This is a genomic window from Streptomyces sp. NRRL S-31, assembly GCF_000718775.1.
Lineage (GTDB): Bacteria > Actinomycetota > Actinomycetes > Streptomycetales > Streptomycetaceae > Streptomyces.
This window is the reverse complement of record NZ_JOCB01000067.1, coordinates 23,245-46,996: the sequence shown is the minus strand read 5'-3', so window position 1 is coordinate 46,996 and position 23,752 is coordinate 23,245. Positions and strand designations below refer to the sequence as shown.

The 23,752-nt window shown below is 72.4% G+C and carries 21 protein-coding genes; 10 read left to right on the top strand and 11 right to left on the bottom strand.

Translation table 11 applies throughout. The annotated features are described in order from the left end of the window. Positions 1-60: 60 nt before the first annotated feature. The 4 genes from IF37_RS0124760 (at position 61) to IF37_RS0124745 (ending at position 3,896) form a co-directional block, all read left to right on the top strand. Positions 61-717, top strand: coding sequence for a hypothetical protein (locus tag IF37_RS0124760; protein WP_030746554.1), 657 nt, complete (start codon positions 61-63; stop codon positions 715-717). 93 nt (positions 718-810) lie between these two features. Next, the gene (locus IF37_RS0124755) at positions 811-2,409 is read left to right on the top strand and encodes an ABC-F family ATP-binding cassette domain-containing protein (protein WP_030746551.1); all 1,599 of its coding nucleotides are present in this window, start codon (positions 811-813) and stop codon (positions 2,407-2,409) included. 334 nt (positions 2,410-2,743) lie between these two features. Continuing rightward, positions 2,744-2,965 carry a helix-turn-helix domain-containing protein gene (locus IF37_RS0124750; protein ID WP_004002281.1) on the top strand — a complete coding sequence of 74 codons (222 nt, stop codon included), beginning with the start codon at positions 2,744-2,746 and terminating at the stop codon, positions 2,963-2,965. A 127-nt stretch (positions 2,966-3,092) separates the two neighbouring features. After that, complete coding sequence (locus tag IF37_RS0124745) at positions 3,093-3,896, top strand: enoyl-CoA hydratase/isomerase family protein (protein ID WP_030746546.1); 804 nt, start codon at positions 3,093-3,095, stop codon at positions 3,894-3,896. Between the two features lie 52 nt (positions 3,897-3,948). Here IF37_RS0124745 and IF37_RS0124740 read toward each other — a convergent pair whose 3' ends face one another. The 5 genes from IF37_RS0124740 to IF37_RS0124720 all read right to left on the bottom strand — a co-directional run bounded on the left by IF37_RS0124740 (position 3,949) and on the right by IF37_RS0124720 (position 8,771). Further along, positions 3,949-4,704: an SDR family oxidoreductase gene (locus IF37_RS0124740; protein WP_030746543.1), complete on the bottom strand. Its 756-nt coding sequence runs from the start codon at positions 4,702-4,704 to the stop codon at positions 3,949-3,951. A 4-nt stretch (positions 4,705-4,708) separates the two neighbouring features. After that, positions 4,709-6,493, bottom strand: a complete 1,785-nt coding sequence (locus IF37_RS0124735; protein WP_030746540.1) for a glycoside hydrolase family 15 protein — start codon at positions 6,491-6,493, stop codon at positions 4,709-4,711. A 76-nt stretch (positions 6,494-6,569) separates the two neighbouring features. After that, positions 6,570-7,367, bottom strand: a complete 798-nt coding sequence (locus IF37_RS0124730) for an SURF1 family protein (protein ID WP_030746535.1) — start codon at positions 7,365-7,367, stop codon at positions 6,570-6,572. Between the two features lie 49 nt (positions 7,368-7,416). Then, positions 7,417-7,650 (bottom strand): hypothetical protein, encoded by a 234-nt coding sequence (locus IF37_RS0124725; RefSeq protein ID WP_079165867.1) that lies wholly within the window; start codon positions 7,648-7,650, stop codon positions 7,417-7,419. A 137-nt stretch (positions 7,651-7,787) separates the two neighbouring features. Beyond that, entirely contained in the window at positions 7,788-8,771 is a 984-nt protein-coding gene (locus tag IF37_RS0124720; RefSeq protein ID WP_030746529.1) for a DEDDh family exonuclease, read from the bottom strand. A gap of 724 nt (positions 8,772-9,495) precedes the next feature. Between IF37_RS0124720 and IF37_RS0124715 the strand changes: the two genes are divergently transcribed. After that, on the top strand, positions 9,496-10,206 hold the full coding sequence (locus IF37_RS0124715; RefSeq protein WP_030746527.1) for a VIT family protein: 711 nt from the start codon (positions 9,496-9,498) through the stop codon (positions 10,204-10,206). 9 nt (positions 10,207-10,215) lie between these two features. On the opposite strand, the gene IF37_RS0124710 is transcribed toward IF37_RS0124715, so the two are convergent. Next, entirely contained in the window at positions 10,216-13,188 is a 2,973-nt protein-coding gene (locus IF37_RS0124710) for an NACHT domain-containing NTPase (protein ID WP_367647120.1), read from the bottom strand. A gap of 267 nt (positions 13,189-13,455) precedes the next feature. Here IF37_RS0124710 and IF37_RS0124705 point away from each other — a divergent pair, with 267 nt between their 5' ends. Next, positions 13,456-14,511, top strand: a complete 1,056-nt coding sequence (locus tag IF37_RS0124705; RefSeq protein ID WP_030746523.1) for a zinc-dependent alcohol dehydrogenase family protein — start codon at positions 13,456-13,458, stop codon at positions 14,509-14,511. Positions 14,512-14,521: 10 nt separating this feature from the next. Here the strand turns inward: IF37_RS0124705 and IF37_RS0124700 are convergent, their stop codons facing one another. Both IF37_RS0124700 and IF37_RS0124695 read right to left on the bottom strand, forming a co-directional pair. Beyond that, positions 14,522-15,898, bottom strand: coding sequence for a CoA transferase (locus IF37_RS0124700; protein WP_030746520.1), 1,377 nt, complete (start codon positions 15,896-15,898; stop codon positions 14,522-14,524). 72 nt (positions 15,899-15,970) lie between these two features. Then, positions 15,971-17,500, bottom strand: a complete 1,530-nt coding sequence (locus IF37_RS0124695; protein WP_030746518.1) for a S8 family serine peptidase — start codon at positions 17,498-17,500, stop codon at positions 15,971-15,973. 276 nt (positions 17,501-17,776) lie between these two features. On the opposite strand from IF37_RS0124695, the gene IF37_RS0124690 reads away from it, so the two are divergent. The 3 genes from IF37_RS0124690 to moaA all read left to right on the top strand — a co-directional run bounded on the left by IF37_RS0124690 (position 17,777) and on the right by moaA (position 20,919). Continuing rightward, complete coding sequence (locus IF37_RS0124690) at positions 17,777-18,133, top strand: DUF485 domain-containing protein (protein WP_030746514.1); 357 nt, start codon at positions 17,777-17,779, stop codon at positions 18,131-18,133. After that, positions 18,130-19,755 carry a cation acetate symporter gene (locus IF37_RS0124685; protein WP_030746511.1) on the top strand — a complete coding sequence of 542 codons (1,626 nt, stop codon included), beginning with the start codon at positions 18,130-18,132 and terminating at the stop codon, positions 19,753-19,755. The genes IF37_RS0124690 and IF37_RS0124685 overlap by 4 nt, the downstream gene beginning before the upstream one ends. Before the next feature lie 174 nt (positions 19,756-19,929). Continuing rightward, the gene (gene moaA / locus IF37_RS0124680; protein ID WP_030746508.1) at positions 19,930-20,919 is read left to right on the top strand and encodes a GTP 3',8-cyclase MoaA; all 990 of its coding nucleotides are present in this window, start codon (positions 19,930-19,932) and stop codon (positions 20,917-20,919) included. Between the two features lie 31 nt (positions 20,920-20,950). On the opposite strand, the gene IF37_RS0124675 is transcribed toward moaA, so the two are convergent. After that, on the bottom strand, positions 20,951-21,190 hold the full coding sequence (locus IF37_RS0124675; protein WP_030746505.1) for a hypothetical protein: 240 nt from the start codon (positions 21,188-21,190) through the stop codon (positions 20,951-20,953). 219 nt (positions 21,191-21,409) lie between these two features. Continuing rightward, positions 21,410-21,853 carry a DUF3099 domain-containing protein gene (locus tag IF37_RS0124670; RefSeq protein WP_030746501.1) on the bottom strand — a complete coding sequence of 148 codons (444 nt, stop codon included), beginning with the start codon at positions 21,851-21,853 and terminating at the stop codon, positions 21,410-21,412. Between the two features lie 245 nt (positions 21,854-22,098). Between IF37_RS0124670 and IF37_RS0124665 the strand changes: the two genes are divergently transcribed. After that, the gene (locus IF37_RS0124665; RefSeq protein WP_030746497.1) at positions 22,099-22,380 is read left to right on the top strand and encodes a GlsB/YeaQ/YmgE family stress response membrane protein; all 282 of its coding nucleotides are present in this window, start codon (positions 22,099-22,101) and stop codon (positions 22,378-22,380) included. Between the two features lie 79 nt (positions 22,381-22,459). Here the strand turns inward: IF37_RS0124665 and tyrS are convergent, their stop codons facing one another. Next, complete coding sequence (gene tyrS, locus IF37_RS0124660) at positions 22,460-23,728, bottom strand: tyrosine--tRNA ligase (protein WP_030746494.1); 1,269 nt, start codon at positions 23,726-23,728, stop codon at positions 22,460-22,462. Positions 23,729-23,752 lie beyond the last annotated feature (24 nt).

Below are 23,752 nucleotides of genomic sequence, written 5' to 3'. Positions count from 1 at the left end.
CCGCCGGCACCGTCCCCCGCGCCCCCCGCCGCCCTCGCCGCACCGGCCCGCCGCCTCCTCGTGGGCCTGCTGCTCGCCGCCGTGGCCGCCGGGGCGCTCGGCGTGGGGCACCGGATACGGCCCGCCCCCTACGGGGACCGGCTGCTGCCCGGGATGCCGGGGGAGTGGGCGGTGCGGGTGCGGGACGCGGCCGTGACCGGCTACGACCGCCGTACCGGCGCGCCGCGGTGGCGCTACGCGCGCGCGGGACACCGCCCCGTCGCCGTGCTGCCCGCGCGCGGGGAGGCGATCGCGCTCTGGGACGACGGGCTGCTCACCGACACCGACGGCCGTTCCGTGCGCTGGCACCGCGCGCTGCCCGACGCGGCCGAGTGGCTCCCGGACCACGGCGGCGCCGGCGTCCTGCGCCCCCTCGGCCGCGGCATCCTCGCCGTCGTCAGCCCGCGCCGCGTCACCGCCTACCGCACCGCCGACGGCGATCTGCGCTGGGTGCTGCCCGCCCGGCCGGGCTGCGCGTTCCGGCCCGAGGGCGCGGTACGGCGGGGCACGGCCCTGCTCCTCGCCCAGCCGTGCGCGGACGCCGCCTGGACCGGCCAGCTCGTGGCCCTGGACCACCTGGGCCGGATCGCACCCGGCCGCACCCCGCTGGGCAACGACCCGCCCCGCCCGCGCACCGTCCGCCTGGACGCCGGAAAAGCGCTTGCCCCGCCCCGTTAGACTGGTTCCCATGGCCATTCTCCTCGCGCATTAGACGGCGGGAACGCCCTCAGCCGCCCACCCGCCAATCCCTGTACGCCCTGGAGTCTGTCCGTGATCTCCGCCTCCGGTATCGAGCTGCGCGCCGGTGCGCGCGTCCTCATCGAGAACGCCACCTTCCGTGTCGCCAAGGGCGACCGCATCGGCCTCGTCGGCCGCAACGGCGCCGGCAAGACCACCCTCACCAAGTGCCTGGCCGGCGAAGGCATCCCGGCCTCCGGCACGATCACCCGCTCCGGCGAGGTCGGCTATCTGCCGCAGGACCCCCGCACCGGCGACCTGGACGTGCTCGCCCGCGACCGCGTCCTCTCCGCGCGCGGCCTCGACGTACTGATCCGCAAGATGCGCGAGAACGAGCAGCGCATCGCCAACGGCAAGGGCAGCACCCGCGAGAAGGCGCTGAAGCAGTACGAGCGCCAGGAGACGGAGTTCCTCACCAAGGGCGGGTACGCCGCCGAGGCCGAGGCCGCCACCATCGCCGCCGCCCTGAACCTGCCCGACCGGGTGCTCGGCCAGCCGCTGCACACGCTCTCCGGCGGTCAGCGCCGCCGTATCGAGCTGGCCCGGATCCTCTTCTCGGACGCCGACACCCTGCTGCTCGACGAGCCCACCAACCACCTCGACGCGGACTCGATCACCTGGCTGCGGGACTACCTGAAGTCCTACCGCGGCGGCTTCATCGTGATCTCCCACGACGTCGACCTCGTCGACACCGTGGTCAACAAGGTGTTCTACCTGGACGCCAACCGGTCCGCGATCGACGTCTACAACATGGGCTGGAAGCTGTACCAGCAGCAGCGCGAGGCCGACGAGAAGCGCCGCAAGCACGAGCGCGCCAACGCGGAGAAGAAGGCCGCCGCGCTCAACGCCCAGGCCGACAAGATGCGCGCCAAGGCCACCAAGACGGTCGCCGCGCAGAACATGGCCCGCCGGGCCGAAAAGCTGCTCTCCGGCCTCGACGAGGTCCGGATGTCCGACAAGGTCGCCAAGCTCCGCTTCCCGGAGCCCGCGCCCTGCGGCAAGACCCCGCTGATGGCCGAGGGCCTGTCGAAGTCGTACGGCTCGCTGGAGATCTTCACCGACGTCGACCTCGCCATCGACAAGGGCTCCCGGGTCGTCATCCTCGGCCTCAACGGCGCCGGCAAGACCACCCTGCTCCGTCTCCTCGGGGGCGTGGAGACGCCGGACACCGGCCGGGTCGTCCCCGGTCACGGCCTCAAGCTCGGCTACTACGCGCAGGAGCACGAGACCCTGGACCCGGACCGCACGGTCCTGGAGAACATGCGCTCGGCCGCCCCCGACATGGACCTGGTCGAGGTGCGCAAGGTGCTCGGCTCGTTCCTCTTCTCCGGCGACGACGTCGACAAGCCCGCCCGGGTCCTCTCCGGCGGCGAGAAGACCCGTCTCGCCCTGGCCACGCTCGTCGTCTCCTCGGCGAACGTGCTGCTCCTGGACGAGCCGACGAACAACCTGGACCCGGCCAGCCGCGAGGAGATCCTCGGAGCCCTGCGCACCTACAAGGGCGCGGTCGTCCTCGTCACCCACGACGAGGGCGCCGTCGAGGCGCTCCAGCCGGAGCGGATCATCCTGCTCCCGGACGGCGTCGAGGACCTGTGGGGCTCGGACTACGCGGATCTCGTCGCCCTGGCGTGATCGAATGTCTGATCCACTGAGTATGGATCATTCGGCCCATCGGTGATCCCTCATCTGTGTGAGATCTCCTCGTATCGAGGTGTGTCGTACACGGATTTTCCGGCCGACCCCCCAGTACCGGGGGGTCGGCCGCTTCGCGTTCCTGACCTGGTACTTCGCGAATCCACCCGTACGGACCCCCGTGTCCCACCCGCTGGAATCATCCATTCCGCATGTGGGGAACCACTCCTGTCGTCACAACGATGTCTCACCGACCTTGCCGAATGGGTGGCCATCGCGCCCGGGAGGGGTGATCATGAGGAGACCAGAGCGCACTTCCCATGAGGAGGCACGGGTGGCCGAGACTCTGAAGAAGGGCAGCCGGGTGACCGGCGCCGCGCGCGACAAGCTCGCGGCAGACCTGAAGAAGAAGTACGACTCCGGTGCGAGCATCCGGGCGCTGGCCGAGGAGACCGGCCGCTCGTATGGCTTCGTGCACCGGATGCTCAGCGAGTCGGGCGTCACGCTCCGTGGGCGTGGCGGAGCGACCCGCGGCAAGAAGGCCGCTTCGTCCTGACTCCGGGCGGCCATCGGCTTCGATGGTGGCCACCCGGCCGGCAGCGTGATCGGCCGGGTGGTTACTGTGCAGTCACTTAGCATGTCGTACGGCACTGCGTGATGACCGCACCCATCGGAGGCGCCCCATGGCTTCGCCCGACCAGGACCTCGTTCCCGCACTCGACAAGGACGGCGTACGGCTCACCGTCGACGACACGCTCGCCACGGTGACGCTGACCCACCCGGCCAAGCGCAACGCGCAGAGCCCCGCCATGTGGCGGGCGCTCGCCGAGGCCGGGCGGCTGCTGCCGGGCTCCGTCCGCGTCGTGGTGCTGCGCGGCGAGGGCAAGTCCTTCTCCGCCGGGCTGGACCGCCGGATGTTCACCCCGGAGGGGATCGAGGGCGAGCCGACCTTCATCGATCTCGCGCGCCGTGACGACGCCGGGATCGACGCGATCATCGCCGAATACCAGGAGGCGTTCACCTGGTGGCGGCGGACCGACCTCGTGTCCATCGCCGCAGTCCAGGGGCATGCCATCGGGGCCGGCTTCCAGCTCGCGCTCGGCTGCGACCTGCGGATCGTGGCCGACGACGTCCAGTTCGCCATGCGCGAGACCAGCCTCGGTCTCGTCCCCGACCTGACCGGCACCCATCCGCTGGTCGGCCTCGTCGGGTACGCCCGCGCGCTGGAGATCTGCGCGACCGGGCGGTTCGTCGGGGCGGCGGAGGCGGTGTCGAGCGGGCTGGCCAACCTCGCCGTGCCCGCGGCAGAACTCGACGGCGCGGCGCGGGACCTGGCCGCGGCGCTGCTGGCCGCGCCGCGGGACGCGGTCGTGGAGACCAAGGCGCTGCTGCGCGGTGCCGTGGACCGTACGTTCGAGGAGCAGCGCGCCGCCGAACGCGCCGCCCAGACCCGTCGGCTGCGGGACCTGGCCGGCCTCGGCGAGTGACGCCACGCGCCCGCCGCCCCGGCCGTCCACCGGCCGGGGCGGCGGGACGTCGTCAGAAACCGTGCCGCATCCCGCCGTCGACGGGCACCATGATGCCGGTCAGATAGGACGCGGCCGGGGACAGCAGGAACGCGGCGACCTTCCCGAACTCCTCCGGCGACCCGTACCGGCGCAACGGGATCCGCGACTCGTGCGCGGCACGGGTGGCCTCCGGGTCGGCGGACAGCCCGTCCAGCTCGCGGACCCGGTCGGTGTCGATCCGGGACGGCAGCAGCCCGACCACCCGGATCCCGCGCGGCCCCAGCTCGTCGGCGATCGACTTGGCGAACCCGGCGAGACCCGGCCGCAGCCCGTTGGACACGGTCAGCCCCGGAATCGGCTCGTGCACCGACCCGGACAGCACGAACCCGATGACACCGCCCTCCGCCAGCTCGGCCGCCGCCGCGCGGGCCAGCCGTACCGCGCCGAGGAAGACGGACTCGAAGGCGTCCCGCCACTGCTCGTCGGTGTTGTCGGCGACGAACCCGGGCGCCGGCCCGCCCACGCTCACCAGCACGCCGTGGAAGCCCCCGAAGTTCTCCCGGGCGGCCGCGATCAGCCGCTCGGGAGCCTCCGCGTCGGCGTTGTCCACGGCCACGCCCACCGCGTTCGGGCCCAGCTCGGCGGCGGCGCCGGCGACCCGCTCCGCGTCCCGGCCGGTGAGGACCACCTTCGCGCCGTCGGCGACGAGTTCCCGCGCGGCGGCGTTGCCCAGTCCCCGGGTGGCTCCGGTGACGACGTACACCCGGTCCTTCAGTCCAAGATCCATGGCCCTATCCTGCCCCGTCCCGACCGAACAGTGTCAGCGCGGTGTTCACCAGTCCGATGTGACTGAACGCCTGCGGGAAGTTGCCCAGCTGGCAGCCGTCCACCGGGTCGTACTCCTCGGCCAGCAGGCCCACGTCGTTGCACAGGCCCACCAGCCGCTCGAACAGCTCCCGCGCCTCCTCGCGCCGGCCGGTCAGATGGAGCGCGTCGGCGAGCCAGAACGAGCAGGCCAGGAAGGCGCCCTCACCGCTGGGCAGCCCGTCGATCACCGAGTCCTCGGTGTCGTAGCGGCGCAGGAAGCCGCCGTGCCCCAGCTCGTCGCGGATCGCGTCGACCGTGCCGACCACCCGCGGGTCGTCCGCCGGCAGGAAACCCACGCGCGGGATGAGCAGCAGCGCGGCGTCGAGTTCCCGGGAGCCGTAGTACTGCGTGAACGTGTTGCGCCGGGCGTCGAAGCCCCTCTCGCACACCTCCCGGTGGACCTCGTCGCGCAGCCGCCGCCAGCCCGCCAGGTCCCCGTCCAGGTCCGGGTGGTCCTCAAGGGTCCGCACGGCCCGGTCCGCGGCCACCCACACCATCACCTTGGAGTGCACGAACTGGCGCCGGCCGCCGCGCACCTCCCACAGGCCCTCGTCCGGCTGCCGCCACGCCGACTCCAGGAACGTCATCAGCGAGCGCTGGAGGGCCCACATGTGCGGCCGGGTGGGCAGGCCCGCGGTGCGGGCCAGCGACAGCGAGTCCATCACCTCGCCGTACACGTCCAGCTGGAGCTGCTCGACGGCGCCGTTGCCGACGCGGACGGGGGAGGAGCCGGCGAAGCCGGGCAGCCACGGCAGTTCCGTCTCCGGCAGCCGCCGCTCACCGGCGACGCCGTACATGATCTGGAGGTCGGCCGGGTTGCCGGCGACCGCCCGCAGCAGCCAGTTCCGCCAGGCCTCGGCCTCCTCGTGGAAGCCCGCGGTGAGCAGCACGCCGAGGGTGAGGGTGGAGTCGCGCAGCCAGCAGTACCGGTAGTCCCAGTTGCGCACGCCGCCCGGTTGCTCGGGCAGCGAGGTGGTCGCCGCGGCCACGATCCCGCCGGTCGGGGCGTAGGTGAGGGCCTTGAGGGTGATGAGGGAGCGGACGACCGCGTCCCGATGGGGGCCGTCGTAGCGGCACCGCAGGACCCAGCGCCGCCAGTCCGAGACGCTGCTCTCCAGCGCCTCGTACGGGTCGACCAGCGGCGGGCGTTTCTCGTGCGAGGGGTGCCAGGTGAGCACGAACGCGACCCGCTCGCCCTCGGCGACGGTGAACTCGGCGTGGGTGCCGTAGTCCTCGCCCCAGGTGCGCACGTCCGGCTCGGCGCGCAGCCAGGCGGAGTCCGGCCCGGCGATGGCCACCCGGTGGCCGTCGGCGCGGCGCACCCACGGGGTGATCGAGCCGTAGTCGAAGCGCAGCCGCAGCGTGCTGCGGACGGTGACCCGGCCGCTGACGCCCTCCACGATCCGTACGACGTCGGGGGCGCGGTCGCGCTGGGGCATCAGGTCGGTGACGCGCACCGTGCCGTCGGCGGTCTCCCACTCGGTGTCCAGGACCAGGGTGTCCGGCCGGTAGGCGCGGCGGGCGCAGGTGTCCGCCCCCTCGGGGGCGATGCGCCAGTAGCCGTGGTCCTCGTCGCCCAGCAGCCGGGCGAAGCAGGCGCCGGAGTCGAAGCGGGGCAGGCACAGCCAGTCGATCGAGCCGTCCTTGCCGACCAGGGCCGCGGTCTGCGTGTCCCCGATGACGGCGTAGTCGTCGATGCGCGCGTTCACCCGATGCGGTTTCCCGCCGGGACAGGGGGCCAATCAGACGGCCCGCCGGGGGAGTGAGCCCCGGGCGGGGGAGCGCTCAGACCGCGGCGGGTTCGCCCGCCTCCGGCTGCGGCTGCGCCGCGGCCTCCTCCCGGTCGCGGACCTCCCGCCGGACCAGGAACCACCAGCCGACCGGCACGGCCGCCGCGAACAGCCACCACTGGATCATGTAGGCGTAGTTCAGCGGGGCGTCCTCGCTGCCCGGGTCGGAGATCTGCTCCGGGGACCCGCCCTTGGGCTGGGGCGCGGTCTGCTGGATGTAGCCGCCGAGCACCTGGGCGCCGAGCCGCCGCGCCTCCCGCGCGCTGTCGATCAGCATGATCTGCCGGTCGGGGAGGCCCGCGACGTTCTTGATGCCGCTCGCGGCGGTCGTCTCGTCGGTCATCAGCCGTCCGCTGACGGTGGTCCGGCCGGCCGGCGGCGCGGGGATCTTCGGGAAGGCGGTCTGCGCGCCGTTCGCCGGGATCCAGCCGCGGTTGACCAGCAGCACCTTGCCGTCCGTGAGCACGAAGGGGGTCAGGACGTGGAAGCCGACCTCGCCGTCGGAGCTGGTGCGGCGGCGGACCACGACCTCCTTGGCGGTGTCGAAGGTGCCGGTCGCGGTGACCGTGCGGTACTTCTCGGCGCGGGTCACGGCGTGCCCGGGGGAGGTCAGCCGCTCGACCGGGACCGGGTCGGCGTGCAGCGCGGCGGAGACCAGGTCGTTGCGGGCGGTGCGCTCCTCGTACCGGTGCTGCTGCCAGAAACCCAGCTTGATCATCGTCGGGATCAGCGCGATCGAGACGAGTGTGAGGATCACCCACTGGCGGGACGACAGGAAGCGGTAGCGGTGCACCCCACGACGGTACCTCCGAGCCGTGGGGTGCGTTCGGGCGGGTACCGGGTCATACCCGGTCCACGATGCCGACCCTCCCCTCGGCGCGGGCGCAGTGCGCGCCGCAGAACCAGTGCCCCTCCACCTCCACGCCCTGGCCGATGATCTGCACCCGGCAGTGCTCGCAGATCGGGGCCATGCGGTGGATCGCGCAGGAGAAGCAGTCGAAGACGTGCACCGAGCCCTGCGCGTGCACCTCGAAGGTCATTCCGTAGTCGTTGCCGCAGACTTCGCATGTCGCCATGGGCCACAGGGTGGGCCGTCGCCGATGGCCGGGCGAGCGGGGGACGGGTGAGTCGTGTGGCAACCACCCGTTCGTACGATCACTCGACCGTGGTGTTCCGGATCACCCGTCGTACGCCTGTCCGGCCATCGGCCCGCCTACCCGTCCGCGGGCTCCACGTCCCTGAGCAACTGCCCGAACGCGGCCTCGTCGACGACCGGGGTGCCGTACTGCCGTGCCTTGGCGGTCTTCGACGTCCCCGAGTCCGGATCGTTGGTCACGAGCAGGCTGGTGAGCCGGGAGATGCTGGTGGCGACGTGCAGTCCGGCCTCGACGGCCCGGTCCTCCAGCAGTTCGCGCTCGGTCGAGGTGTCGCCGGAGAAGGCCACCCGCATGCCCTGTTTGAGTCGTTTGCCGTCTTCATAGCGGCCTGGGTTGGGATAGGGGCATGCGGGCCTTTTGCGGGTGGGGCGCCAACCCCCGGACCGGTAGCCGCCGTAACCGCCCGACGACTGCCGGGGCACCGGCCGGTCCGACCACTCCGTCAGCGGCCGGCACTCCAGCAGCGGCAGCCGTACGCCGCCCGCCGCCGCGGCCCGCAGACTGGGCCGGAACGCCTCCGCCAGCACCCGCGCGTCGTCCAGCGCGTGGTGCGCCCGCTGCTGCACGACGCCGAAGTGCGCCGCCAGCGACTCCAGCTTGAAGTTGGGCAGCGGCAGCCCCAGCTCCTTCGACAGCGCGATGGTGCACAGCCGTTGCCGTACCGGCGCCTCGCGCTGGACCCGCGCGTACTCCCGGGCGATCATCTGCCAGTCGAAGACGGCGTTGTGCGCGACGAGCACCCGGCCGTCCAGCCGGGCGGCGAACTCCTCGGCGACGTCCGCGAACAGCGGCGCGCCCTCGAGTACCTCGCTCGTCAGTCCGTGTATCCACACGGGTCCCGGATCGCGCTCGGGGTTGACCAGGGTGTACCAGTGGTCCTCGACCTCGCCGCGCGCGTCCAGCCGGTAGACGGCCGCCGAGATGATCCGGTCGTCCCGGGCCAGGCCGGTGGTCTCCACGTCAACGACCGCGTATCCCTGGGGATACGCGGTCGGCCACCGGGTGGCGGAGGACACTGCGGTCGCACGGTCTTCGAGCATGGTCACTGAGGATACGGGCCGCGACTGACAGCACGGTCCCTCAGGTCCCGCCCGAACGCCGCGGAACCCTCCCGCCGGCCGGCCACCGGGCAGCCGCCCGCATGCACCCACGGGGTCCGCCCACCCGGCGCCACACCGGCGCGGCCACCAAGTCCCCGACCGTCGGCGGAGCCGCCCCGCGACGCGGCCCCGCTGTGCACCGGCGCCGCGAACACCGGTCGTCCTGCCGCTGCTTCGCCTTCACGTACGGTGGCCCGTCGTGCGTCCGCCACGGGCTCGCGCCGGTCCGGCGCCGCAAGGACCTGCGGCCGGAGGGCGACGCGGTGCCCGGCTCCCCCTCCCGCTGCCGGTTTCGCCCCGCTGTGCACCAGTTCCGCCAACATCGGTCGTCCTGTCACCGCTTCGCCTTCACGTACGGTGGCCCGTCATGCGTCCGCCACGGGCTCGCGGCGGTCCGGCGCCGCAAGGACCCGCGGCCGGTGGGCGAACGCGGTAGTCCGGGGCCCCGCTCGTCGGCGGTGCGGCGGCGGACGGTGCCGCGAGCCCGGCGACCCCCGACCCCGGTACCGCCGGGTCGAACCGGGACCTCGTCGGCCGGGCGGCGCAGTGCCTCGGCCGCCGGCGGCGCGCACGCGCGTGTGGTGACCGCTTCCGCCCGCGCCCGCCCGGCGCCGCAGAGCGTCGGTACGGCGGCCGGGACCCCGGGGGTGGGATCCTCCCTGCTGTGATGGAACCCACCCACGACGAGCCCCACGGCGGTGCGCTCGGCACCCGGCTGAACTGGCTCCGGGCGGCCGTGCTGGGCGCGAACGACGGCATCGTCTCCACCGCCGGACTGGTCGTCGGCGTGGCCGGCGCGACCGGGAGCCGGGCCGCCCTGCTCACCGCCGGACTGGCCGGGCTGCTCGCCGGCTCGATGTCCATGGCGGCCGGCGAGTACGTCTCCGTCTCCACCCAGCGCGACTCCGAGATGGCCGCGCTCGCTGTGGAGAAACGGGAACTGCGCGAGCGACCCGAGGCCGAACTGCGGGAGCTGACCGACCTGCTGGCGCGGCGTGGGCTGTCCCGGGAGGTGGCCCGCGAGGCCGCCGAACAGCTGACCGCGCGGGACGCGCTGAAGGCCCACGCGCGCGTGGAGCTGGGCATCGACCCCGACCAGCTGACCAATCCCTGGCACGCGGCCTGGGCGAGCTTCCTGGCCTTCACCGTCGGCGCGCTGCTGCCCCTGCTGGCCATCGTGCTGCCCCCGCCCGGCCTGCGCCTGCCCGTCACCGTCGTCTCGGTCCTGGCCGCCCTCACCCTCACCGGCTGGAGCAGCGCCCGCCTCGGCGCGGCGGCCCCGGCACGGGCGGTGCTGCGCAACGCGGCGGGCGGGGCACTGGCGATGGCGGTGACATACGCGGCGGGGAGCCTGCTGGGGGCGGCGGGGGTGTGAGGGGAGCGGTCAGTTGATGATCAGTCGCTCACGGGAAAAGAGGTCTGTGCCGATGACCTGCTCACAGCTGTAGAGCTCGATCTCTACGTCATCCAGGGAAGCAAGGGGCGTCAGGTCCAGCGGACCGCACTCCGAGAACGTGACGGACCGTAGTTTCGGGCATTCTTCGAGGGCTGCAATGTGCTCCATTTGTGTGATTTTGCGTAGATAGATGCTGTTGAGGTTCTGATGGGGTACGAGGTCTTCGAGGTCGAGGTGGGGGACGTCCAGAATGCTGAGTGACTCCAAGGGAGAGAACACTCCGGCGGAGAGGAAGTCGCGCCACTGCCGCTCCTCGTTCAGCGTGAGCCAGGTCAGTGAACCGAGGGCCTCAAGCTCGGTCAGCCGCATGCCACAGGCACGGTGGAAGAAGGCGACGCTCGTGAGCCGGGGGGCGAAGGGCAGCTCCGCGAGGCTCGACTCGGCGGCGGGGAAGTTGAATGCCAGGTGCCGCAACTCGGGCAGGTCCGCCAGCGGCGCCAGCGAGAAACCGTCGGGGAAGCCGGTCAGATAGATCCTGGTCAGAGGCAGGCCGGACAGCGGACGCAGGTCGCTGACGGACGGGCAGTGGTCGATGGACAGCTCACGCAGTCGTGGCACCCCCCTCAACGGTAAGAGGTCACTGACCACCTCGTTTCGGGAGAGCCCCAGGAAGGTGAGGTTCGCGTGGGAGAGGGCTTCCGGGGGAAGACCGTGGTCTCCGATCAGGTTCAGCCCGTCGAGCAGGGGGAGACGGGGCACCAGCGCCAACTCCTCGGCGGCTCGTACGTTCAGCACGTGCCCCGCACCCGAGGTCTCCTCCAACACCGCTTCGAAGTATGTCTGGGTGTCGAACGCCGCCCAGGCGGCATCCAGTTCGCCCCGCACCGCCCCGCGCCGGTCCGCCCGGAACCGCGAGATGACCCGTAGCGCCGCGTCACCTCTGATCAGGCGAGCGGTGCGCACCACTGCGGCGGCCTCACGCCCTGTCAGCCCCTCGGGCCCCGGCAGCAGCTCGCAGACCAACTCGCCGACCCGGGCCAGCGCCTCCGCCTGTTTGTACGTGGACGGTGGCATCAGCTCGCCGGCCCGTTGCTCCACCTCCCCACGCACCGCCGGGTCCAGTTCGGGCGCGTGTTCCAGGCTGGCCGCCGCCAGCAGGACCAGCCGCTCTCGGTGGCGCGGTACCTTGTCCGCACGCCGGAGCAGCTGCCGCAGCAGCCGGCCGCGTTCCTCCACGCGCGCGTGCCCCACCGCCATCCGCACGACGTCGTCCCATTGGTCGTCATGGGCGTTGCGGACCAGTACTCCGAAGTCACGCGCCTCCACAGCGGCTTTGGCACCCAGGTAGTCCTGGAAGGTGCGGTGGACGAAGTCGACGGAGCCGGGAACCGGCTCACGCAGCAGCCCACTTCGGTTGAGTAGATGAGCGAAGACTTGTTCGGAGTCTCCTTGAGCCCGGACTTGTGGCATCACCGTCAGCCACTCGTCCAACAGCCCGATGACCTCTTGCCGGGTCGCCTCCGCCTGCTCGTTGCGGATGAGCCAGTAGGCGAGCCGCTGGAGCAGCGCACCCTGCTCCTCCCGGGACATCCGCATCCCCTCGACGGAAGTGATCTCCCGCTCCGTGTCCCGCCGTACCAACAGCATGTCGAGTGCGGCGTCGTACAGTTCCTTGCGCGCCCGGGGCAGATGCATACGGCGGTCACGGTTCAGGGCACAGAGCAGGGCACACATCAGCGGGTTAGTCGCCAACCGCGCAAAGTCGCGGCGGGTGCTCACGGCCTCGTCCAGACTCAGCTCGTAACGGTCCAGCAGCTCGCGTTCGCCGTCCGACCGGCACTCGCTGCGAGCCGCCTCGTGCCAGTGCCGGACGAAAGCCCTGATGTCGTCCCTCTCCATCGGCAACAGCGTGCGCGCGGTGAAACCCTGCGCCGCCAGCCAGCCTTCCGGCACCGCTGCGGGCCGGGTGGTCACCACGTACCGTGCCTTCGGGAAGGCGGTGACCAGCGATCGCAGCCAGTTCTCCACACGACTCCGCAGTCGCTGCGACACCTCGTCCACACCGTCCACGAGGACCAGCGCCCGGCCGGCGGAGAGGAGTTCCTCGATCCACCCGTCCGGCGCTCGGAGTGGCACCCCGGCGGCCGACAGGAAGTCCTGCGGCATGGGCAGCCCGTCCGGACCGCTGAACGCCCTCAGCCGCAGGACGAAGGGCACGCAGCGGTTCCAGTCCGCCAGTTCGGGGCCGAAGCTCTGCCGGGCCGCGTTCAGCGCCAGCCATTGCAGGAGGGTCGACTTGCCGGACCCGGCCTGCCCGCGCAGCACCAGCCGGTCCGAGCCAGCCAGCGCCTGTTCGGCCTTTGTGGGGGTGGGGTCCGCGATGCCCTCGGGATGGGGCTCGTACCGGTTCTGTTCCCCGGTGACTGCCAGGGACAGGTACGCGGTCTCCAGCGGCCACTCGGTGCGGTGCCGGTCGCCCAGTGTCACCCCGTACAGTTCCATCCGGGAGTGCGTCGCCGCCACGAAGTCCGCGTAGCGCTGTTCGAAAGCGAGGGCACCGGCCGGGCCGCCCTCAGCTTCCCTCCACAGCAGTGCACCGGACCGCCGTGTCTGTTCCACCGCCGCCCGCGCCAGGAATGACGGGTCTGCCGTGAGCTGATCGACGAGGTGCGCACAGCAGAGCCGCAGCAGCTCGCCGTAGAGAGCGAGGGCACGTTCCGCCAGTCCGGCCGATGGGCTCTGTAGTTCCACCGCCAGCCGCTCGGGATTTAGGTCCGCTGCGAGCAGTCGGCCGGCTTCCAGGCCACCCGCCGCCCTGAAAGTGTCCTGTACGGCGGTCACGGCCGCGAGTCGCTCGTGCTCCGGCAGTGTCTCGTACCGGTCCAGGATCCGCCGCGACAGCACTCGTGCCAGCTTCTCCGCGGAGGCCGGCTTGGGTATCGGGCGAACCGGATCCGGCACCAGGCCGGCACCCGGTTTCGTGTTGAACAGTGACTTTGCGGCCGCTGACGCCACGGTTGTCGCAAGTCGGAGCAGCAGCGTCTCGAGTCCGTGCATCGCCCGGCCCTCCCCGTTCTCCGCCCCGGCATCGTAGAACCGGGGCCCTGTCCCGGGCTACGCCGCCTCGCCGCGCGGTCCGGATCGCGGGCGACGTACGGTGAAGTGCGCTCGCCACCCCCGAGCGCGTCGGCCGACCTCGCACGACCCCAGCACGAGAAGGAACCCGCCATGCGCGCCACCACCATCCACGCCCCGTACGACATGCGCGTGGAGGACGTGCCCGAGCCCGTGGTGCAGCTGCCCACCGACGCCGTCGTGCGCGTGCTGCGGGCCTGCATCTGCGGCAGCGACCTGTGGGCCTACCGCGGCGAGGCCGCCCGGGAGCCGGGGCAGCGGATCGGGCACGAGTTCCTCGGTGTGGTGGAGGAGACCGGCTCCGAGGTGGGCACGGTCCGGCGCGGTGACCTGGTGGTCGCGCCCTTCATGTGGTCCGACGGCGTCTGCGACTACTGCCGCGAGGGCCTGACCACGTCCTGCGAGCACGGCGGCTTCTGGGGCTCCGTCGGCCACGACGGCGGCCAGGGGGAGGCCGTCCGCGTGCCGTTCGCCGACGGTACCCTGGTGCGGCTGCCCAGGGAAGCGGTCTCCGACGAGCGGCTGCTGTCCGCCCTGCTGACCCTCTCCGACGTCCTCGGCACCGGCCACCACGCCGCGCTCGGCGCGGGCGCCCGGCCCGGCGCCACGGTCGCGGTGGTCGGTGACGGCGCGGTCGGCCTGTGCGCCGTCCTGGCCGCCAAGCGGCTCGGCGCCGAGCGGATCATCGCCCTGGGCCGGCACGAGGTGCGGACCGGCATCGCGCGCCGCTTCGGCGCCACCGACGTCGTCGCCGAGCGCGGGGAGGCGGCCGTGGAGGCCGTCCGCGAGCTGACCCGGGGCCAGGGCGCGCACGCCGTGGTGGAGGCGGTCGGCACCGAGCAGTCCATGCGGACGGCCGTCGGCATCGCCCGCGACGGCGGCGCCATCGGCTTCGTCGGCGTGCCCCACGGCAGTGGCACCGGCCTGGACCTCGGCGTGATGTTCGACCGGAACATCGCCCTGCGCGGCGGTGTCGCCCCGGTCCGCGCCTACATACCGGACCTGCTGCCCGACGTCCTCGACGGCACGATCGACCCCTCGCCGGTGTTCGACATGACCGTCGACATCGAGGGCGTGCCCGCCGGCTACCGGGCCATGGACGAGCGCACGGCCCTCAAGGTGCTGGTCACCAACGGCACCCGCGGCTGACCCGCGGCCGTCACCGCCACGTCGCCGGGTCCGAGCCCCAGGGCGCCGGGGGCCGGGCCCAGCCGGTGGGGCCGCCGGTGAAGGACACCGGCGGCCGGGCGTGCCGCAGGCGGCCCAGGGCGCTGTCCGTCCCGGCCGACCAGGCGTCCGGACCCGGGTCGGGCGCCCCCTCGGGCGGGCCCGGCCGGACCTCTGCCGTCAGCCAGTGGGCGGTCCGGGCCAGCGCCAGCCGGACCAGCCGGCTGCCGCCGTCGTACGACTGCTCGGTCAGCGCCCGCAGCACGGCCGCCGCCAGCAGGTAGCCGGTGCCGTGGTCCAGGGCCTGCGCGGGCAGCACCCCCGGCTCCCCGGCCGAGCCCTCGGTCACCGCGATGCCGGTGGCGACCTGCACCAGGCTGTCGAAGCCGCGCCGGCCGCGCCAGGGCCCGTACGCGCCCCACGCCGACACCTGCGCCACCACCAGACCGGGGCGGCGGGCGATCAGCGCCTCGGGGGAGAGCCCGAACCGGTCCAGGGCACCCGGCCGGTACCCGGTGACCACGACGTCGGCCGTGCTCAGCAGCTCCTCCAAGGTGTCCCGGCCGGTGCCCAGGTCGAGCGTGGCGGTCCGCTTGCCGAAGCCGGTGTCGGCGTGCAGGTCCGGCAGTTCCGGCAGCCACGGGGCGTCCACCCGCAGCACGTCCGCGCCGAGCAGGGCGAGGGTGCGGGTGGCGACCGGTCCGGCCAGCACCCGGGTCAGGTCCAGGACGCGCAGCCCGGCGGCCGGCAGCAGACGGGCGGCGCCCGGATCGAGCGGCGGGAGCACGCGCGCGGGTGCCGCGTCGGGGCGCTCGCGTTCGACGAGCGGGCGCGCGGCCACCTCGGCGCCCTGCGCGTGCGCCTGCCACTCCGCGGGCGTCCGCAGGGCCACGGCGAGACCGCCGGCGCCCGTGACGGTCTCCTCCGCCTCCAGGGCGGAGCGTCCCGCGAGCCGGGCGGCGACCCGCTCGGCCGAGGCGTCGTCCGGCAGCCCCAGCGCGCCGAGCAACCGGGCCCGGTGGTGCGGGTAGTTGGCGTGGGTGCGCAGCCGGCCGTCGGCCGTCCGCCAGAACCGGGACAGGGGCGCGAAGGCGACCGGCGTCCGGCCGTCGACCCGGAGCAGGCGCTCGCTGTGGAAGGCCGCCGCGACCGCGCCGTCGTCGACCCGGACGCCGGGCGCCTCGCCGTGCCCGGTCCGGCGCTCCGCCAGCTCCGCCGCGGCCAGCGCGCACGCGCCGACACAGGCCCGGGCCAGCTCCCGCACGGGAAGGCGCGCGTCGAGCGTGCCTTCCCGCGGGACGGTGGTGAGGCGGGAGAGCCGGGCGGGATCGCCGCCCAGCGCGGACCACGCGTACAGGAGTGCAGTCATGACTGCACTATGCATTATTGACTGAATCAATATGGTGAGGAGTCCGGGGCCTCGCGACCCCGGCCCGTGGGCCTACTTGGTCACCGCGGCCAGTGCGTCCGCCACGCCCCGGCCGTAGAAGCCGTTGCGGTTCTTGGTGCCCTCGCAGACCGCGTCCACCTTGCCGTCCCCGTTGATGTCGTACGGGTCGACGCACGCCGTGGGGGTGGCCTCCGCGTACAGCAGCGCCTTGACCGCCGCCGCGGGGGCGTGCGGGTGGGTTGACTTGATCAATGCGGCAACACCGGCGACGTGCGGGGTCGCCATGGAGGTGCCGGCCATGTAGCCCCACTTGCCGCCCGGCAGCGGGCCGAGGATCAGACCGCTGGTGGCCGGCGGCTGCGGCGCCTGGTAGGCCGTGTTGTCACCACCGGGCGCGGCGATGTCGATCACACCGAGACCGTAGTTGGAGAAGGACGACTTCAGCCCCTTGGCGCCCGTCGACGCGACCGTCACGACGCCCGGCAGCTGGGTCGGTATGTCGTAGCACTGGCGCGGGTCGATCACCCGGTCCGACGGCGTGCCGTCGTTCGGCGAGGACGGGTCGGTGATCGAGCGGGACGCGAGGTCGTACTTCTCGTTGCCCGCCGCCGCGACGTTGACCGTGCCCCGCTTCTCCGCGTACCGCGAGGCCCGCGTGATGGCGTCCACGAGCGCCTTCTGATCGGGGTCGGTGGTGCAGTTGAAGTACCACGGGTCCGTGTAATAGCTGTTGTTGGTCACGTCGACGTGGTGCTCCGCCGCCCATACGAAGCCGCAGACCACGGCCTCGGTGTAGAAGAAGCCGGCCGGGGTGGCCACCTTGATGCCGGCCACCCGCACCCCCGGCGCGACACCCGTCACGCCCACACCGTTCTTCGCCGCCGCGATCTCGCCCGCGACGTGCGTGCCGTGCGGGCTCTCCGACGCGCTCGGCCGCCAGGCGCCGCCCGTCGTGTCCGGCTTGCCCGACACGCAGTTGACGGACGCCTCGCGGTCGAAGTTGGGCGCGATGTCCGGGTGGGTGTCGTCGACGCCGGTGTCGATGACGGCGACCGTCACGTCCCGGCTGCCCAGGGTCTTCTCGTGCGCCTTGTCCGCCTTGATGGCGGGCAGGTCCCACTGGAGCGGCTCCAGTGGGTCCTGGCCGTCGGCCGCCCGCACCCCGGCCAGTTCCCCGGCGCTCAACGCCTTCGGCGTGCCCATGTCGGTCGTGGACTGGGCGGGCAGCGGCGCGTTGCGCGTGGCGCCCGCCGAGTCGACCCCGCGCACCGCGCGGATCTCCTGGGCGAAGCCGGGGTTCGCGGAGTGTGCGACGATCACGCCGATCCGGTCGTAACTCGTCACGACGGTCCCGCCGCTGCGCGCGATCGCCCGCCGCACCGACTCGATCGTGTGGCGGTCCGTCCCCGTGTTGACCACGTACGACAGGCTGGGGCCGTCCGCCGCCCGCGCCACCGGATCCGCCGCGACCGCCGAGGGTGCCGCCGAGGCCGCCGACGGGACGAAACCGAGCGTGGCGGTCAGCGACAGCACGGCCGGCACGGCGAGCGCCAGCCGGCGTCTGGAGCGCGAATGAGCCATGGGATCTCCACATCATCCGGATACCGAACCGCCCGAGACGCGGATGATCGCTCGGGCAGGTACATGACGGGTGGTGCAGGGTGAAGCTATCTCCCGGAACTGATCTCCGAAAGAGCCAGGCTGACTTGAACCACCCCACGCGCGGCGCCGTGACCGTGGACGGAGGGCCCGACGGCCCCCACGGGAATCACGCCGGGGAGTCCGTCAGTGACTCGCTGTAATGTGATCCCGTCCTGTGAGGTCAGCAAGCGCACGTCCGTGACGCGAGGAGACTCCGTGGCTACCGAGACACCGCCGCCCGCGAAATCCCCAGCCCGCCTTCCCTCCACCGAGGAGTTCACCGAGGTGCAGCAGAGCGCGGAGTTCGGCGAACTGCGCCGCGCCCACCGCTCCTTCGCCTTCCCGCTGACGATCGCCTTCACCGCCTGGTACCTGCTGTACGTCCTGCTCTCCAACTACGCGGGCGGCTTCATGGGCACCAAGGTCGCCGGCAACGTCAACGTGGCCCTCGTCCTGGGCCTCGCCCAGTTCCTCACCACGTTCCTCATCGCCTGGTGGTACGCGCGGCGCGCGGCCGCCAGGCTCGACCCCAAGGCCGAGGCCATCAAGTCCTGGATGGAGGGCGGCGCATGAGCCCCGTTCAGCACACCCTGCTGGCCGCCGGCGAGGCGAGCGAGCACCGGACACTGATCGTCACCCTGTTCGCGGTGTTCGTCGCCGCGACCCTCGTCATCACCGTCTGGGCGGGCCGCCAGACCAAGGACGCCGCCGACTTCTACGCGGGCGGACGACAGTTCACCGGCTTCCAGAACGGCCTCGCCGTCTCCGGCGACTACATGTCCGCCGCGTCCTTCCTCGGCATCGCCGGCGCCATCGCCCTCTTCGGCTACGACGGCTTCCTGTACTCCATCGGCTTCCTCGTCGCCTGGCTCGTCGCCCTGCTCCTGGTCGCCGAACCACTGCGCAACTCCGGCCGCTACACGATGGGCGACGTGCTGGCCTACCGGATGCGCCAGCGCCCCGTGCGCACCGCGGCCGGCACCTCCACGATCGTCGTGTCCATCTTCTACCTGCTGGCCCAGATGGCGGGCGCCGGCGTCCTCGTCTCCCTGCTCCTCGGCATCACCAGCGACGGCGGCAAGATCGGCATCGTCGCCCTGGTCGGCGTCCTGATGATCGTGTACGTCACCATCGGCGGCATGAAGGGCACCACCTGGGTGCAGATGGTCAAGGCGGTGCTCCTGATCATCGGCGCCCTGCTGCTGACCTTCCTGGTCCTGCTGAAGTTCGACTTCAACGTCTCGGACCTGCTCGGCCAGGCCGCCGGCAACAGCGGCAAGGGCAGCGCCTTCCTGGAACCCGGCCTGAAGTACGGCGCCACCGGCACCACCAAGCTGGACTTCCTCTCGCTCGGCATCGCCCTGGTCCTGGGCACCGCCGGCCTGCCGCACATCCTGATCCGCTTCTACACCGTGCCCACCGCCAAGGCCGCCCGCAAGTCCGTCATCTGGGCCATCGGCCTGATCGGCGCCTTCTATCTGATGACCCTCGCCCTGGGCTTCGGCGCCGCCGCGCTGATCAAGCCGGACGAGATCATCGCCTCCAACAAGGCGGGCAACACGGCGGCACCGCTGCTGGCGCTGCACCTGGGCGGTGTGGACTCCGACTGGGGCGCCGTCCTGCTCGCCACCATCTCCGCGGTCGCCTTCGCCACCATCCTCGCCGTCGTCGCGGGCCTGACCCTGGCCTCCTCGTCCTCGTTCGCCCACGACATCTACGCCAACGTCATCAAGAGGGGGCGGGCCACCGAGAAGCAGGAGATCGGCGCGGCCCGCTGGGCGACCGTCGGCATCGGCGCGGTCTCGATCGTCCTCGGCGCCCTGGCCCGCGACCTGAACGTGGCCGGCCTGGTCGCCCTCGCCTTCGCGGTCGCCGCCTCCGCCAACCTGCCGACCATCCTCTACAGCCTGTTCTGGAAGCGGTTCACCACCGCGGGCGCCCTGTGGTCCATCTACGGCGGCCTGGTCACCGCGGTCGGCCTGGTGCTGTTCTCCCCGGTGGTCTCCGGCAAGCCGACCTCGATGTTCCCCCACGTCGACTTCCACTGGTTCCCGCTGGAGAACCCCGGCCTCATCTCCATCCCGGTCGGGTTCCTGCTCGGTGTGGTGGGCACCCTGCTGTCGAAGGAGACGCCGGACGCCGGCAAGTACGCGGAGCTGGAGGTGCGGTCCCTGACCGGCACCGGAGCCCACTGAGGCCGTCGCGCACGGGCGACCGCGCCGACGGGACTGTACGGTCCTACGACGCGGTCGCGCCGCAGCTCGTGGGATCGGGACGCTGTCGACGCCGACGCGATCACGTAGGCTCGCAGATGACGGAGGACACACGCCTGACCGGACCTGAGTGACCGGGAGAGGGAGGGGGCCCACGTGCTCATCGACACCTACGGCCGGGTAGCCACCGACCTACGGGTCTCGCTGACCGACCGGTGCAATCTGCGCTGCACCTACTGCATGCCCGAGGAGGGCCTGAGCTGGCTGGCCAAGCCCGACCTGCTCACGGACGACGAGATCGTCCGCCTCGTCGGCATCGCGGTCCACCTGCTCGGCGTCCGGGAGGTCCGCTTCACCGGCGGCGAACCCCTGCTGCGGCCCGGGCTGGCCGGCATCGTGGAGCGCGTCTCGGCCCTCGCCCCGCGCCCGCAGACCTCCCTCACCACCAACGGCATCGGCCTGCGGCGCACCGCCGCCGCGCTGAAGGCCGCGGGTCTGGACCGGGTCAACGTCTCCCTGGACACGCTCCGCCCGGACGTCTTCAAGACCCTGACCCGCCGGGACCGCCACCACGACGTCCTGGAGGGACTTGAGGCCGCCCGCGAGGCCGGACTGACCCCCGTCAAGGTCAACTCGGTCCTGATGCCGGGCGTGAACGACGACGAGGCCCCGGACCTGCTCGCCTGGGCGGTGGAGCACGACTACGAGCTGCGCTTCATCGAGCAGATGCCGCTGGACGCCCAACACGGCTGGAAGCGCGAGGGCATGGTCACCGCCGGGGACATCCTCGCCTCCCTGCGCACCCGCTTCGACCTCACCCCCGAGGGCACCGACGAGCGCGGCTCGGCACCGGCGGAGCGCTGGCTGGTGGACGGCGGCCCGCACCGCGTCGGTGTCATCGCCTCGGTGACCCGGCCGTTCTGCGCGGCCTGCGACCGCACCCGCCTCACCGCCGACGGTCAGATACGGACCTGCCTGTTCGCCACCGAGGAGACCGACCTGCGCGCGGCCCTGCGCTCCGGCGCCGCGGACGAGGAGATCGCCCGGATCTGGAAGGTGGCGATGTGGGGCAAGAAGGCGGGAGCGGGCCTGGACGACCCGTCCTTCGTCCAGCCGGACCGGCCGATGTCGGCGATCGGCGGCTGAGGGGCTGCGTCGGCCGCTCCGGGCGCATCCCCTAGCTCCCTTCGGCAGCTCCCTGGCCCCCTTCGGCGGCACGCCACTCCCCGAACCTCACCACGTCCTTCAGGAAGCCCCGCACCCCGAGGAACTGCGCCAGGTGCTCGCGGTGCTCGTCGCAGGCCAGCCAGGTCTTGCGCCGCTCCGGCGCGTGGATCTTCGGGTTGTTCCAGGCCAGCACCCACACGGCGTCGGCACGGCAGCCCTTGGCTGAGCAGATCGGGGTCTCGTCACTCACGGCTTCGTCTCGGGTTCTTCTCGCGAAGGGGTGGAAACATGGCGACGCCGGGCAGCCACGGGGGGAGCTGCCCGGCGTCGGTCCGTCGCTCCGACGGGGGATGCGGAGCGCTTACGCAGTATGTCACGGGTACCCCATCACCCGGCACTGGAACAGCAGGATTGATCTGAGGTTTTCTTGAGGCTTGCGCGGGGCCGCGTTCCGCTTCCGCGCCCCGGCTCAGACCGGCTCGGGACGCTCGTGGCGCGCTCCGGCCGCCGGGCTTCCCGGCACGTCCTCCGACCCGGGTTCCCGCCCGGATTCCCGTCCGGGCTCCCGCACCGAGTCCCGCCCCGGTTCGGTCCGTTCGTCCTCGGGCCGCGACTGCGTGATCATCGGACGCATCGGCGCGGTGACGAACGTGGACGGGAGCGACGGCGGACGCTCGCGGCCCGCGTTGGCGATCACCACGGCGACATAGGGCAGCACCGCGCCGAGCACCAGCGCGACGACGGCGACGTACCGCTCGACGTTCCACAGCGAGGCCGCGAGGATCACCGACACGGTACGGACCGACATCGAGATCACATACCGCCGCTGCCGTCCCCGGACGTCCTCGGCGAGTCCGGTCCGGGCACCGGTGATCCGGAACACCTGGGCGCCGCCACCGTGCTGTCTCCGCATCACAATCCACCATCCGCCCGCATCGGACTCTCCCCGGCCCGCCACCTGGTCCGCCCCCGGCGGGGTACCGGCCCGGGACACCTCCCACGGTACGCCGCGCCCGCGCCGCCCTCGAGACCGGGGCGCCCGCCGCCTGCGACGACGCGCCCGGCACCGCCGCGTACGGGGGAAGCCGACGTGCGCCGTACGGCTGACCGCACGACACTGGCCGTACTGCTCACGTCGAGCCGTACGAGGAGGCAGCCATGGGCTGGTTGTGGGCGATCATCGTGGGATTCGTGCTGGGGATCATCGCCAAGGCGGTCATCCCGGGCAAGCAGCACAGCCCCCTGTGGCTGACCACCATCTGCGGCATCCTGGGCGCCATCGTGGGCAACGCGGTCGCCCGTGCCCTCGGCGTGGCGGAGACCCGCGGCATCGACTGGAGCCGGCACATCTTCCAGCTGGTGGCGGCCATCATCATCGTCGCGGCCGTCGACGCCCTCTACATGGCGACCCTGGGCAAGAAGAAGCACCAGCGGGCCTGAGCGCCGGCCGGGTCACGCGGGTGCGGGCGGTCCGGCGGACGCGCCGCCCGACCACCCGCGCCCCAGGACCCAGGACGCCTCAGGCGCCCGTGACCTCCACGGCGGCGAGGTTCCTCTTGCCCCGCCGCAGCACCAGCCACCGTCCGTGCAGCAGCTCCCCGGCCTCCGGGACGGCGTCCTCGGCGGTGACCTTCACGTTGTTCACGTAGGCCCCGCCCTCCTTCACCGTCCGCCGGGCCGCGGACTTGCTGGCCACCAGACCGACCTCGGCGAACAGGTCGACCACCGGGGCCAGCTCGGCGACCCGGACGTGCGGCACCTCGGACAGCGCCGCGGCCAGCGTCTTGTCGTCCAGCTCCGCCAGCTCGCCCTGGCCGAACAGCGCCTTGGACGCGGCGATCACCGCGGCCGTCTGCCCGGCGCCGTGCACCAGCGTCGTCAGCTCCTCGGCGAGCGCCCGCTGCGCCGCCCGGGCCTGCGGACGCTCCTGCGTCTGCCGCTCCAGCTCCTCGATCTCCTCGCGGGAGCGGAAGCTGAAGATGCGCAGGAACTTGGAGACGTCCCGGTCGTCGGCGTTGACCCAGAACTGGTAAAACGCGTACGGCGTGGTCATCTCGGGGTCGAGCCACACGGTGCCGGACTCGGTCTTGCCGAACTTGGTGCCGTCCGCCTTGGTGATCAGCGGGGTGCCCAGCGCGTGCACCACGGCCTCCGGCTCGACCCGGTGGATCAGGTCCGTGCCCGAGGTGAGGTTGCCCCACTGGTCGCTGCCGCCGGTCTGGAGCGTGCAGCCGTGCCGCCGGTACAGCTCCAGGAAGTCCATGCCCTGGAGGATCTGGTAGCTGAACTCGGTGTAGCTGATGCCCGCGTCGGAGTTGAGCCGCCGGGCGACGGCCTCCTTGGCGATCATCTTGTTGACCCGGAAGTACTTGCCGATGTCCCGCAGGAACTCGATGGCCGACAGGCCCTGGGTCCAGTCCAGGTTGTTGACCATCACGGCGGCGTTCGGCCCGTCGAAGTGGAGCAGCGGCTCGATCTGCGCGCGCAGCCGCTCCACCCAGGCGGCCACCACCTCCGGCGCGTTCAGCGTGCGCTCGGCCGTGGGCTTCGGGTCACCGATGAGACCCGTGGCACCGCCGACCAGCGCCAGCGGACGGTTGCCCGCCTCCTGGATGCGGCGCATCGTCAGGATCTGCACCAGGTTGCCGAGGTGCAGGCTGGGCGCGGTCGGGTCGAAGCCGCAATAGAACGTGACGGGGCCGTCAGCGAACGCCTTGCGCAGTGCGTCCTCGTCCGTGGAGAGGGCGATGAGCCCCCGCCACTTCAGCTCGTCGACGATGTCCGTCACGGTTCTCGTGTCTCCTTGGTGATC

Coding starts and splice junctions, on each gene's coding strand:
- IF37_RS0124745 (WP_030746546.1), top strand. CDS start 3,093: ATGGCTTCGCCCGACCAGGACCTCGTTCCCGCACTCGACAAGGACGGC.
- IF37_RS0124740 (WP_030746543.1), bottom strand. CDS start 4,704: ATGGATCTTGGACTGAAGGACCGGGTGTACGTCGTCACCGGAGCCACC.
- IF37_RS0124725 (WP_079165867.1), bottom strand. CDS start 7,650: ATGGCGACATGCGAAGTCTGCGGCAACGACTACGGAATGACCTTCGAG.
- IF37_RS0124720 (WP_030746529.1), bottom strand. CDS start 8,771: ATGCTCGAAGACCGTGCGACCGCAGTGTCCTCCGCCACCCGGTGGCCG.
- IF37_RS0124705 (WP_030746523.1), top strand. CDS start 13,456: ATGCGCGCCACCACCATCCACGCCCCGTACGACATGCGCGTGGAGGAC.
- IF37_RS0124700 (WP_030746520.1), bottom strand. CDS start 15,898: ATGACTGCACTCCTGTACGCGTGGTCCGCGCTGGGCGGCGATCCCGCC.
- IF37_RS0124695 (WP_030746518.1), bottom strand. CDS start 17,500: ATGGCTCATTCGCGCTCCAGACGCCGGCTGGCGCTCGCCGTGCCGGCC.
- IF37_RS0124685 (WP_030746511.1), top strand. CDS start 18,130: ATGAGCCCCGTTCAGCACACCCTGCTGGCCGCCGGCGAGGCGAGCGAG.
- IF37_RS0124670 (WP_030746501.1), bottom strand. CDS start 21,853: ATGCGGAGACAGCACGGTGGCGGCGCCCAGGTGTTCCGGATCACCGGT.
- IF37_RS0124665 (WP_030746497.1), top strand. CDS start 22,099: ATGGGCTGGTTGTGGGCGATCATCGTGGGATTCGTGCTGGGGATCATC.